The 10,854-nt window shown below is 43.4% G+C and carries 17 protein-coding genes; 12 read left to right on the top strand and 5 right to left on the bottom strand.

What is annotated here, in order from left to right; genetic code table 11:
- The first annotated feature begins 6 nt into the window (after nt 1-6).
- The 12 genes from BFW96_RS06110 to BFW96_RS06055 all read left to right on the top strand — a co-directional run bounded on the left by BFW96_RS06110 (nt 7) and on the right by BFW96_RS06055 (nt 7,717).
- Entirely contained in the window at nt 7-984 is a 978-nt protein-coding gene (locus BFW96_RS06110; protein WP_069838925.1) for an XkdQ/YqbQ family protein, read from the top strand.
- Nucleotides 984-1,250, top strand: a complete 267-nt coding sequence (locus BFW96_RS06105) for a DUF2577 family protein (protein ID WP_069838924.1) — start codon at nt 984-986, stop codon at nt 1,248-1,250. The genes BFW96_RS06110 and BFW96_RS06105 overlap by 1 nt, the downstream gene beginning before the upstream one ends.
- Before the next feature lie 56 nt (nt 1,251-1,306).
- Nucleotides 1,307-1,732, top strand: a complete 426-nt coding sequence (locus BFW96_RS06100) for a DUF2634 domain-containing protein (RefSeq protein ID WP_069838923.1) — start codon at nt 1,307-1,309, stop codon at nt 1,730-1,732.
- Complete coding sequence (locus BFW96_RS06095; RefSeq protein ID WP_069149448.1) at nt 1,725-2,771, top strand: baseplate J/gp47 family protein; 1,047 nt, start codon at nt 1,725-1,727, stop codon at nt 2,769-2,771. Before BFW96_RS06100 ends, BFW96_RS06095 begins: the two co-directional genes overlap by 8 nt.
- Complete coding sequence (locus BFW96_RS06090; protein ID WP_069838922.1) at nt 2,755-3,333, top strand: YmfQ family protein; 579 nt, start codon at nt 2,755-2,757, stop codon at nt 3,331-3,333. The genes BFW96_RS06095 and BFW96_RS06090 overlap by 17 nt, the downstream gene beginning before the upstream one ends.
- Entirely contained in the window at nt 3,330-3,602 is a 273-nt protein-coding gene (locus BFW96_RS06085) for a hypothetical protein (RefSeq protein ID WP_010330427.1), read from the top strand. The genes BFW96_RS06090 and BFW96_RS06085 overlap by 4 nt, the downstream gene beginning before the upstream one ends.
- 2 nt (nt 3,603-3,604) lie before the next feature.
- The gene (locus BFW96_RS06080; protein ID WP_069838921.1) at nt 3,605-5,572 is read left to right on the top strand and encodes a pyocin knob domain-containing protein; all 1,968 of its coding nucleotides are present in this window, start codon (nt 3,605-3,607) and stop codon (nt 5,570-5,572) included.
- 13 nt (nt 5,573-5,585) lie between these two features.
- Nucleotides 5,586-5,996 carry a hypothetical protein gene (locus BFW96_RS06075; protein WP_069838920.1) on the top strand — a complete coding sequence of 137 codons (411 nt, stop codon included), beginning with the start codon at nt 5,586-5,588 and terminating at the stop codon, nt 5,994-5,996.
- Nucleotides 5,975-6,148, top strand: coding sequence for an XkdX family protein (locus tag BFW96_RS06070; protein ID WP_069838919.1), 174 nt, complete (start codon nt 5,975-5,977; stop codon nt 6,146-6,148). The genes BFW96_RS06075 and BFW96_RS06070 overlap by 22 nt, the downstream gene beginning before the upstream one ends.
- A gap of 108 nt (nt 6,149-6,256) precedes the next feature.
- Complete coding sequence (locus tag BFW96_RS06065) at nt 6,257-6,535, top strand: hemolysin XhlA family protein (RefSeq protein WP_069149453.1); 279 nt, start codon at nt 6,257-6,259, stop codon at nt 6,533-6,535.
- 12 nt (nt 6,536-6,547) lie between these two features.
- The gene (locus BFW96_RS06060) at nt 6,548-6,811 is read left to right on the top strand and encodes a phage holin (RefSeq protein WP_003232653.1); all 264 of its coding nucleotides are present in this window, start codon (nt 6,548-6,550) and stop codon (nt 6,809-6,811) included.
- 12 nt (nt 6,812-6,823) lie between these two features.
- Nucleotides 6,824-7,717 (top strand): N-acetylmuramoyl-L-alanine amidase, encoded by an 894-nt coding sequence (locus BFW96_RS06055; RefSeq protein ID WP_069838918.1) that lies wholly within the window; start codon nt 6,824-6,826, stop codon nt 7,715-7,717.
- A gap of 37 nt (nt 7,718-7,754) precedes the next feature.
- On the opposite strand, the gene spoIISC is transcribed toward BFW96_RS06055, so the two are convergent.
- The 5 genes from spoIISC to BFW96_RS06035 form a co-directional block, all read right to left on the bottom strand.
- Nucleotides 7,755-7,892 (bottom strand): three component toxin-antitoxin-antitoxin system antitoxin SpoIISC, encoded by a 138-nt coding sequence (spoIISC, locus tag BFW96_RS21405; RefSeq protein WP_136654612.1) that lies wholly within the window; start codon nt 7,890-7,892, stop codon nt 7,755-7,757.
- Nucleotides 7,893-7,977: 85 nt separating this feature from the next.
- Entirely contained in the window at nt 7,978-8,148 is a 171-nt protein-coding gene (gene spoIISB, locus BFW96_RS06050; protein WP_003239095.1) for a three component toxin-antitoxin-antitoxin system antitoxin SpoIISB, read from the bottom strand.
- Nucleotides 8,148-8,894, bottom strand: a complete 747-nt coding sequence (spoIISA, locus tag BFW96_RS06045) for a toxin-antitoxin-antitoxin system toxin SpoIISA (RefSeq protein WP_014663666.1) — start codon at nt 8,892-8,894, stop codon at nt 8,148-8,150. Before spoIISA ends, spoIISB begins: the two co-directional genes overlap by 1 nt.
- Before the next feature lie 109 nt (nt 8,895-9,003).
- A complete protein-coding gene (locus BFW96_RS06040; protein ID WP_014663667.1) occupies nt 9,004-10,005 on the bottom strand; it encodes an inorganic phosphate transporter in 1,002 nt (333 codons plus the stop codon).
- 12 nt (nt 10,006-10,017) lie between these two features.
- Nucleotides 10,018-10,635 carry a DUF47 domain-containing protein gene (locus BFW96_RS06035; RefSeq protein ID WP_003218470.1) on the bottom strand — a complete coding sequence of 206 codons (618 nt, stop codon included), beginning with the start codon at nt 10,633-10,635 and terminating at the stop codon, nt 10,018-10,020.
- Nucleotides 10,636-10,854: the final 219 nt, after the last annotated feature.

Raw genomic sequence — 10,854 nt, 5'->3', positions numbered from 1 at the left:
TGTATGATGATAGAACTGTTCGTCATTAAAGACACAGAGTGGCTTGAGCTGGTGGCAGAAAGTGTATCGCTTGAAGGCCATCGTTATCAGGCGCCGCGTTCCATTGAAGCGACCATCGTCATCAAACAGGGCGACCAGACGTATTACAGTGTCTCAGAAGGAGATACGGTATTGTTTAAATGGAAGGGAAAAGAGCTTTTTCGGGGCATTGTTTTTGCAAGAACCCCGGACGAGCATACGCTTGCCTTCAGCGCATATGATATGCTTCAGTACCTGGTCAAAAACCAGGATATGTACGTGTTTTCCAATCAGCGGGCCGACCAGATCATCAGAAGGATTGCCAATGATTTTCAGATACCGACAACCTCGATCGCGAACACAGGCCATACGATCAAAAGTCTTGTCATTAAAAATGATACGACATTGTATGACATCATATTAAAAGCGCTGAAACAGACGAAAAGCCAGACAGGGCGACATTACCAGCTGTATTCGGAAAAAGGAAAGCTCGGCCTGCGCGCGTGGCCAGATCCGTCAGAGGTATGGGTGCTTGAAACGGGTGTCAATATTACGGGTTACCAATACAGCACTTCTATAAACGACACTGCTACTCGGGTGGTGCTTCGCCGGCAGAAGGACAATAAAACATATAAAGCCTCTGCCAAGGACAGTTCAGGCGTAAACAAATACGGTGTGCTTCAATATACAGAAACGGTCACAGATGACATCAACCAGGCACAGCTTCAGCAGCGGGCAGATGTACGCCTAGCTGAAAAAAAGGGCGTGAAAAAAGAACTGAAAAATATTCAGGCAGTGGGCATCCCGGAAGTGCAGAGCGGCTTACCCGTCTATATTTCTATTCCGGAGGCCGGCATCAAGAAAACCTATTGGGTAGATACGGACCGGCATGAATTTAAAGGAACAAAACATACGATGACGATCGATGTTGTCGAAAAGAATAAGATGCCGGAAGGAGTATCCTGATGAGATTAAGTGAGGCTATAAAACAGTTGGCTGTTGGTGCAGTTGACGCTGAGTCTCCGGTGGAACTGCTCCCGGCTGAGGTCGTTTCGGTTTCTCCTGTGGAAATCAAATTAAAAGAAAACAGCAAACTGATCATACCGGCAGACGCCATCATTATCCCAAAACGGATGCAGTCCGGAGGAGACGATGCACTCGAGCCGGGGGATCGCGTCATGACCGCGGCTCTGACTGGCGGTCAATCGTTTTTTATTTTAGATAAAGTATAGACAAACCGCTTCGATCGAAGGGGTTTTTATTTAGCTTGTAAAAAGGAGTGGGCATCATGGCCCTGACACCAGAAGTGGAGTTTGAGGATTTTGAAGATGAGAGCGAAGTCACTGAAACCTCGCAAACGTACAAAATAGATTTTGAAAACGGAAGAATTACGAATGAGCTGATTACCGGGCTTGAAGCGATCAGGCAATTCGTCTATATCGCCTTACAGACAGAACGCTACGCGTATTCCGTATACAGCCATAATGTCGGAAATGAGCTTCAGGACGTGCTGACAGATCATGAGACGACTGATGCCTATAAAAAGATGGAGATCCCGAGACTGATAGAAGAGGCGCTGGTTTATGATGACCGGATATCGGATGTAACAGATTTTGAGATTGAAAAACAAGGCGACGCGTTTCATGTGTCCTTCGTGGTGGAGACGGATGAAGGAACGCTTGAGATTGAGGAGGTGATTGGCGAAGATGTTTGAAGATCAGACTTTTGAAGCGATTATGGAGCGTATGCTGAACAGCATTTCTGCAGATATTGACACAAGAGAAGGCAGCGTCATTTATAATGCGTTAGCCCCGGCGGCGGCCGAGCTTGCGAAGTCTTATATATGGCTGGATACTGTTCTTGAGCTAGTTTTTTCTGATACCGCGCAAGGCGAATTTTTAGACAGGCGTGCAGCGGAAGCGGGAATTGAACGGACAGCCGCCACAAAGGCGGTCAGAGCGGGAGAGTTTACATCTGGAGTTACTATTCCTGTCGGCTCCCGCTTTTACGTGGATAATCTTTATTTTCAATATACGGCAGACGGGACGCTCATCTGTGAAACACCTGGTGAAGCGGGAAATGCCAATCTGACCGGGCGCAATTTACTATCATTGGATACCATTCCCGGTTTAGAAACGGCCATTGTCAAAGAAATCCTAATTCCGGGACGCGAGGAAGAAGGAGATGACAGCCTGCGGGAACGGTATTTTACAAGGGTTCGTCGGGAGGCTGTCAGTGCCAATAAAATGCATTATAAGGAGTGGGCTGAAGAAGTGGACGGTGTGGGGAAGGCAAAGATCTTCCCGCTTTGGAACGGTGACGGCACGGTTAAAATTGTCGTCACGAATGCGAATCTTGAGCCCGCTTCTCCTATTTTAATTCAAAAAGTGAAAGATTATATCGACCCTGAACCAGGGCAGGGAGAGGGACAGGCGCCAATCGGAGCCGTAGTCACAGTGGAAAGCGCAGTCTGGAAGGAAGTTGAGATTTCTGCCGAGGTGCTGCCAGAGATCAATCACTCAATTGATGAAGTGAAGTCAGAAATTGAGGAAGGCGTTTTAAATCTCTTTAAGAAAATGGCGTTTGAAGACAACGTCATCCGTCTTTCTCAAATTAACAATATTGTCTATAATTCGCCGTCAGTCAGTGACTACTCCAATATTCAAATCAACGGCACGTCTGAAAATCTGGTGCTGAGCGACGTGGAAATTCCTAAGCTTGGGCAGGTGAAGATTATTGAGCAAACAAGATGACATGAGAGCTTATCTGCCGCCGTTTCTCACCAGCCTTAAAGAAATGGCTGAGCTGCTGAAAGCGGAAGCGCCTGAGTTTGATAAACAGAATAACAGCATATTTGATCTGACGGATCAGCTATTCGTGCCGACGGCGACATGGGGGCTCAGCCGCTGGGAAAAGATTTTAAACGTCCCGCGTGAATCAGGCGACACAGATGAGATCAGACGATTGCGGCTCATTTCCAAAATGTCGAACATCCCGCCAATCACTTACAAGGCTATTGAGCAGGCGGTAAATCGTTTCTTGAAAAACCCGTCTGCACAGGTCCGTCTGCTCCCCGGTGAATACCGCTTTAACGTGGATATCAATGTTGATGACCTTCAGCACATGAATGAGCTGATCGAAGCGATAGAAAACATGAAGCCTGCTCATTTGGCGTATACGCTCAGAGGCGGATTAAACGAGACGCTGCAAATCAAAGACACAGTCATCCTGAATCACCGCAGATACCGAACAGCCAGTGAGCTGAAGGTCGGTTATTCTGTCACCCTTAACAACAATGAGGTGGTTTTAACTTGATTTCAACCATATACAGAGAACGTACAGCGGCAGATCTGAAAAGCAGAATTGATCACGTGCTGCTCAACGGCCAAAAAACAGAAATAGTAGAACTCACCATTGACGGAGCGACAGTCACCGTCCTGACAAAGCGTGAGGAAGACATTAAGCATATCGAAACGGTACAAATTTTTGACGAGCTGGGCAATGTGATCACAGAGAGAAAGACTGACCTGGACGTCAGCGAAAACAGAACACTCGATTTCAGATTTACTTTTGAGGTGGTGTAAACATGGCATACGAAGAAAAAACAGACTGGCTTCCGGACGACCCCATCAACGAAGATGACGTCAACCGCTGGGAAAAAGGCATAAAAGACGCCCACACAGACCTGGCCGCCCACAAAAACGACATGAACAACCCCCACAACACAACAAAGGCGCAAATCGGGCTGGAGAATGTTGATAATGTGCAGCAGGCGGCTAAGAAGGATTTTGACAAGCATGAGCAAGATCAGGTGCGGCATGTTATGAATGAAGAACGGGTTAAATGGAATGGTGCGCAGCTTTCGAAAATTACGACAGACGATGGATCAATCCTTATTAATATCAATAAAAGTTACGACTTTCATAGTGTTGTCTTAGGGCAAAACAAGACTTTTACTTTTTATATTTCGAGTGATGCTAAAAATGCACCGCCTCGATCGGTTCACGGTATTTACTTGTATTCCTCTTCGACGAACGGAGAAGCAATGGCAATGGCCGAAGACGGTGGATTTTGGAGAAAGTCCCTAGTTAATGGAACATGGTCCGATTGGATAAAATTCGAAACTGAAGAAGATTCAATAAAAAGAGTGGCTTCCCATTCTGATAATACAGATATACATGTTACAAAAGACAATAAAGATAAATGGGATGCAGGACAGCTTTTTAAACTAACACAAGATAACGGCAAGGTATTTTATAAAAGCAGTAGTGAGACAACGGATTATAATGAACTGACTGCTACTGGAATGTATTTGATATACAATGCTGGATTGAACGGGCCATGCTTGACCCAATGTTTTCTTCTAGTTATGAGCTATGGAAATACACTCGTTCAAACTGCGTACGATGCTTCAAATGGTTTAAAATCCTTCTATCGAATTCGTAAAAATGATTCTATTACATGGACATCTTGGATTGAGATAGAATCTACAGAGGGAGCTCAAAAGAAAGTCGATGCTCACGCCAAGCTTACTGATATACATGTAACTAAGGCTGAAAAAGAAAAATGGGATGTCAGTCAATTGTTCAAAATAACTGCAGATAATGGCACACAAAAAATTAATTTGAATTCTGGTTCATTTTATGAATCCCTAAAGGATGTAGGCACAGTTTCATTTTATGGAACAAATGCAGTGACAGATAATCCGTCGGGGGTAAGCTTGCGGGGGATGCAACTGGTAGGACAGCCAGGAATAGGTATTGGCTATGCTGTAGATGGGAGAGGCAATGCATGGTGGTTTTACTATAATGCGAATCAAACTGCAATCAATTGGTATCCTATTGAGTCAACAGCAGGGGCGCAATCTAGGGTAGATGCCCATGCTAACCAAACAGATATCCACGTAACAAAATTTGATAAAGACAAATGGAATAATGCGCAACTATATCCATTAACAACAGATACTGGCCAACGAATTAGGATTGATAATGGAAAGAATCTTTTTGATTATCCAACTGGCTTATATTTCGGCGCAGGAGTTGTGAATCACCCAGGTGATGATGAAGCAGCTTGGTACTATTATGATATTACAGATGTTCCGGCTGACCTTGCCCCGCCTCAAGGTTTAAAGAAAATTGTCGCTACAAGATCCTATGATAATCAAACATGGATTGGAATTTTTCATAAAGAAGGTAATTTTTTAGGATGGAAGCGTCTTATTACTAACGAAGATTTTGAATCGGTAACATGGCAAAACGTCACACTAAAAAATGGAGCTGCTACTGGAGACAGACCGTTTCAATACGCAAAGTGGGGGAATTTGCTTCTATTACGTGGCCATATCACAGCAAATCGTGAAGTTGTATGTGGAACAATTCCATCTGACAGATTGCCAGAAAAAGGTGCAGTTGTAATGGTTCCTGTTTCTGGTACGACTGGTTATTCTAAGTTATTTATCCATACAAGTGGAGATATGAAATTGTCAGGTATTCACTCGAATAATAACAGCAATGTAACTGGTTACTATATGGATATTGTAATTGCATTAAACTAAAGGAGGTTAAAATTTGATACAAGTCTATAGATATGATGAAAATTTTTTATTTGTGGAGCCTGTCTTGGTGTCTGAAGTTGACGAGAAAGGCAATTATATCATACCTACTGATTGCACTACCGTAGAGCTGCCGGATTCTCCTTCTCTGTTCAAACCAAAGTTTGATGCAGATAAACAGGAATGGACTGAGGTAGCCACACAGGAAGAGATTGATGCGGTTTTAATTTCAACGGGAGAAGAAGTCTCTGTGGTTGACCTTTTGAAGCAACAAAATGCAGCGCTATCTTTGCAGATTGCTAAGACAGAGAAGGAAAATGAGGAAAGACGTATGAGGGAAGCGGAGCAGGCTTTTGTCATTGCTCAGATGCAAAAACAAATACAAGAATTGAAGGGTGAGTATGAATGGCTAGGTATCCAGAAGTAGCTGACATAAAGCAGTTTTATAAATGGAAATGCTATACAGATGAAAAAATTCGAGAATACGTTAGGATTGAATGGATTACCAAAGAGCAATACAAAGAAATCACCGGAAAGGATTACCTAACTTCCAGTGAAGATACCTCTGTTGAGAACTAGTGAACTTATTGAGACTTAATAAGGAATGATAAACGCTTAATTTAATAGGGCGTTTTTTATTTTGCCTCAAAGGAGGTGAACAAGATGAAATAATAGGGGGACGCACTGATGTCACAACCGACGGATGTACCTGATGTTAGTATGTTTCAGCAGGATTTAGCAGACATGAAAGGCGAGCACAAAGCGCTTGAGCAGAGGGTTTCCGCATTAGAACGCGTGTCTGACCGTCAAGACCAGCAAATCATGACGCTGAACGAAAAATTAAACAAAATTGAAGAAAACACTACGTGGATTAAACGCACCATCACAGGTGCCATCATTACAGCAGTGTCTACAGGCATCATTGGCGGAGCCATCGCCATTATGTACAGCCTGCTGCAGCATTAAAGGGGGATTTTTATGAACACGTTTGACAAGGGCACGGTCATCAGGACGGTGCTTCTTTTAATTGCTTTAATCAACCAGACCATGCTGATGCTCGGCAAATCACCATTGGACATTCAGGAGGAGCAGGTCAATCAGCTTGCTGACGCTCTTTATTCAGCCGGTTCCATTGCCTTTACAATTGGAACGACACTTGCCGCTTGGTTTAAAAACAACTATGTAACAGAAAAAGGGAAAAAGCAGCGTGACTTGTTAAGAGACAATAATCTGACAAAATAAGGAGAGATGAAAATGGTTAACATTATCCAAGACTTTATTCCGGTTGGCGCAAATAACCGTCCAGGCTACGCAATGACGCCGCTTTACATTACGGTGCACAATACAGCGAATACTGCAGTAGGGGCGGATGCTGCGGCCCATGCCCGCTATTTGAAAAATCCTGATACGACGACAAGCTGGCATTTTACAGTTGATGATACAGAAATTTATCAGCATCTGCCTTTGAATGAAAACGGCTGGCATGCGGGAGACGGAAATGGAAGCGGCAACCGGGCTTCTATCGGTATTGAAATTTGCGAAAATGCTGATGGAGATTTTGCAAAAGCAACAGCAAATGCCCAGTGGCTCATCAAAACATTAATGGCTGAACATAATATCAGTCTTGCCAATGTCGTCCCTCACAAGTATTGGTCAGGGAAGGAATGTCCGCGAAAATTGTTAGATACGTGGGATTCGTTCAAAGCAGGAATTGGGGGAGGCGGCAGCCAAACTTACGTCGTGAAACAAGGTGACACACTCACATCGATAGCGAAAGCATTCGGTGTTACGGTTGCTCAGCTGCAAGAGTGGAACAATATCGAAGACCCGAATCTTATTCGGGTTGGTCAAGTATTAATTGTAAGTGCGCCATCGTCCGCTGAAGAACCAGAGCTCTATCCGCTCCCTGATGGTATCATTCAATTGACAACACCTTATACCTCAGGAGAACACGTCTTTCAAGTGCAACGAGCACTTGCGGCTCTGTATTTTTACCCTGATAAAGGCGCTGTCAACAACGGAATTGACGGCATTTACAGCCCGAAAACAGCTGACGCAGTCGCACGTTTTCAGTCTGTTAACGGTCTGACTGCTGACGGTATTTACGGGCCTGCGACGAAAGCCAAGATCGCAGCGCAATTAAGCTGATCACAGACCATAAAAATCCCGGAGCTGGTTCCGGGATTTATTTTTTTTTCTTCAACTTTTTTAAAATTCCTGCACTGCGCTCCCTCACCCGAAGCGAGTACCCGGAAAGCCCAAACTTACCGTAATCAACAAACTTCACACGCCTCACCAATTTTTTCACTGTATCACCTGACATTATCCTCTGTTTGTATTTATTATATGTAACCCATTAAGAAAAGGAATAAGGACAAGAGCTGTTTTCTCTTGTCCTTTTAGTGTGATCATGCTTTTTTTCGTTTATACTCGTCAATCAGCCGTTCGTTTTCTTTGAAGATTCTCGCTGTGTGCGGACTGACTTGATAGCTTGCGACACTGGTGGTTGAACGTTTTTTCAGGATTTTAAACGGTTTGGCCGCTCTGGGCTCGCATCCGTTTTGAAACGCACGTTCCATTATCCTTCACCTTCCTCCTCAATTGGCAGCACCAAATCATATATGCTTGTTAATGACGTAAATAGCAAATAATCAAATTCCGTGACAATGCTGTCAGACGTCAGCTTGATGACATAGTTCTTTGTCTCGATGGTAAAAGGGATGAGAACCATTTTTCCGTATTGGTCGTAATAAACATCCTTTCGATCGAGCCGTGTTTGTACATCTGCCGGATCATCCATATGCTCGGTTAACCGGTCTTTATCAGCCTGCGTCGTATATTGGCAAAGAGAAGCCGTTAAGTTCATTTTATCAGCATAGGTTTTCAGCAGCTTATCAATGCCTTCAGCATAAGCATCTATACTTCCATAATAAACATGGATCGGTTCGTTTTTCAATAGGTATTGGTATGTTTTCAGCCGATTGAGATACATGTGGAGCATTTCGTTGTTTTCTTCAAGAATTTCTCTTGTGTCTGTTTCAAGCTCGCTGCCAGCCAGTTTTTTGACGTATGCACTTAAGAAGATGAAAGCATCAATCAAAGCAAAGCTGACTGCGACAATGAGATACCGATCCCAGTGGGTAAATAGGGAAGTGGGCTCATATGTCCAGTATACCATAGCGCCCAGAACAAACAGCAAATACCATGTTTTCCGGATGGCGGACATTTTTTCTTTGACCTTCGCTTCGAAACGCCACGTGGCATACACGTATAACCCCAGTCCAGCCACAATGCACCAGACCATGATCTGAAAGAATAAAACCATACTCGACTCCCTCACATCTGAAATAGGTTCTGCTTATTGTATTCGAGAGATCCGGATGGTTTTCCTCTTCCATTAAAAAAACCGCTCCTTTGACAGAAGCGGTGTGACATTAAAAAATCATATTTAAAATAAAGTAGGCGATGGCACCAAGTGTCGCTGAAATCGGAAGCGTAATGACCCATGTAATGAGCATTCGCTTGGCCGTACCCCAGTTTACGCCTTTTACCCGGTGTGACGCACCGACGCCAAGAATTGATGAAGAAATGACGTGGGTTGTACTGACCGGCAAATGAATAAATGTAGCGCCGAAAATAATGGCTGCCCCGGTTAAGTCAGCGGAAACCCCGTTTACCGGGCGAATTTTCATAATCTTTCCGCCAACGGTTTTGATGATTTTCCAGCCGCCGATTGATGTTCCTAGACCCATGGCTGTCGCGCAGGCGAATTGCACCCAGGTAGGAATATCGTTAGAAGAAGTATGTAAATTCGCTGTGATGAGAGCCATTGTGATAATTCCCATTGCTTTTTGCGCATCGTTTGTTCCGTGCGTATACGATTGCAGGGCAGCTGTTACAATCTGCACTCTGCGGAATTGCTTGTTTGTTTTCGCCAAATTGCTGTCTTTGAAAATCAGCTTGACGATACTGTATAAAATAAAACCAAGGACAAAAGCGATAATCGGTGAAAAGATCAATGCTTCAATGATTTTAATGAAGCCTTTATAATTTAACGCAGTAAATCCGGCTGCCGCAACGGCTGCTCCGGCAATAGCTCCAATGATGGCATGGGACGAGCTGCTTGGGATGCCGTAGTACCATGTGATAAGGTTCCAGGCAATCGCAGCGACTAGCGCGGCCAGAATTACGACAGAGCCATTTTCCAGTGTATAAGGATCTACAATGTCTTTCGTAATGGTTTTGGCAACACCTGTAAATGTCATTGCTCCGATAAAATTCATCACAGCCGCCATGATAATGGCATGGCGCGGTTTCAGCGCTTTTGTTGATACCGAAGTCGCAATAGCGTTCGCCGTATCATGAAACCCATTGATGAAATCAAACGCCAGAGCACAAATGACTATTAGTATTGTTAATATGAATAGAATATCCATTTTTACCCCTCGTTACGCGTTTTTCATAATGATGGTTTCAAGATTATTGGCAACACTTTGGCAAGAGTCGGCAATTTCTTCAAGCGTTTCATAAATTTCACGATATTGAATAACTTTAATCGGATCTGTTTCATTTCCGAAAAGATTCTTTAATGATTTTCTGTGCAGGTTGTCACAGCTGTGCTCATACTCTTTAATTTTGATAGCGTGAGGCTGAATATCCTTTAACCGGTTTTCTGCCAGCAGTTCAATTGTAATTAAAATTTCTTTCGCACATTCTCTGATGTATCCGCTGAATTTATCGATATGCTCGTCAGATGAGGTAATTGAGAAAATCTCCATCATGGCAGAGAAATGTTCGATTCCGTCAAGCACATCATCCAGGCTGTTTGTCAGCTGAAGGATATCTTCGCGTTCAATAGGAGTGATGAACGCTTTGTTAAGCTCTTTAATCATGACATGAACATGATTGTCACCTTTTGTTTCATATTCCTTTAACGTATCTGCGAATTCTTTAAGCGTCGTTTGGTTTGTGACCTTAAAGTTCACAAAATATTCGGCAGTTTCGTCTATGTTCTTTGCAATTTCTGTTAAAAGGAGTGAGAACTTATCTTTTTTTCTTCTTATCATTAAAAACCCTCCATAGTTTGAATGAGACAATGCACACATCAAATTATTATATAGCCTTTTGTCGAAAAAAAACAGGTAAAGTCGAAAAAAACACGGCTTGACTTTTTCTGCAAATCATGTCCCCTTATTTTGACCTACTTCGATTCAAAAAACCGACCCAAGTTTGCAAAATCTTTCTGCTTAACGTAAAAAGTATATCAAAAGTTGTGTTTTTCCTGT

It is taken from the genome of Bacillus sp. F56, from assembly GCF_001748205.1.
In the GTDB taxonomy this organism is placed as follows: Bacteria; Bacillota; Bacilli; order Bacillales; family Bacillaceae; genus Bacillus; species Bacillus stercoris.
This window is presented reverse-complemented; position numbering and strand designations above follow the sequence as displayed.

Bases quoted from the DNA above. Each gene is read 5' to 3' on its own strand.
- BFW96_RS06110 (WP_069838925.1), top strand. From the start codon at position 7: ATGATAGAACTGTTCGTCATTAAAGACACAGAGTGGCTTGAGCTGGTG.
- BFW96_RS06105 (WP_069838924.1), top strand. From the start codon at position 984: ATGAGATTAAGTGAGGCTATAAAACAGTTGGCTGTTGGTGCAGTTGAC.
- BFW96_RS06100 (WP_069838923.1), top strand. From the start codon at position 1,307: ATGGCCCTGACACCAGAAGTGGAGTTTGAGGATTTTGAAGATGAGAGC.
- BFW96_RS06095 (WP_069149448.1), top strand. From the start codon at position 1,725: ATGTTTGAAGATCAGACTTTTGAAGCGATTATGGAGCGTATGCTGAAC.
- BFW96_RS06080 (WP_069838921.1), top strand. From the start codon at position 3,605: ATGGCATACGAAGAAAAAACAGACTGGCTTCCGGACGACCCCATCAAC.
- BFW96_RS06070 (WP_069838919.1), top strand. From the start codon at position 5,975: ATGGCTAGGTATCCAGAAGTAGCTGACATAAAGCAGTTTTATAAATGG.
- BFW96_RS06065 (WP_069149453.1), top strand. From the start codon at position 6,257: ATGTCACAACCGACGGATGTACCTGATGTTAGTATGTTTCAGCAGGAT.
- BFW96_RS06060 (WP_003232653.1), top strand. From the start codon at position 6,548: ATGAACACGTTTGACAAGGGCACGGTCATCAGGACGGTGCTTCTTTTA.
- BFW96_RS06055 (WP_069838918.1), top strand. From the start codon at position 6,824: ATGGTTAACATTATCCAAGACTTTATTCCGGTTGGCGCAAATAACCGT.
- spoIISC (WP_136654612.1), bottom strand. From the start codon at position 7,892: ATGTCAGGTGATACAGTGAAAAAATTGGTGAGGCGTGTGAAGTTTGTT.
- spoIISB (WP_003239095.1), bottom strand. From the start codon at position 8,148: ATGGAACGTGCGTTTCAAAACGGATGCGAGCCCAGAGCGGCCAAACCG.
- spoIISA (WP_014663666.1), bottom strand. From the start codon at position 8,894: ATGGTTTTATTCTTTCAGATCATGGTCTGGTGCATTGTGGCTGGACTG.
- BFW96_RS06040 (WP_014663667.1), bottom strand. From the start codon at position 10,005: ATGGATATTCTATTCATATTAACAATACTAATAGTCATTTGTGCTCTG.
- BFW96_RS06035 (WP_003218470.1), bottom strand. From the start codon at position 10,635: ATGATAAGAAGAAAAAAAGATAAGTTCTCACTCCTTTTAACAGAAATT.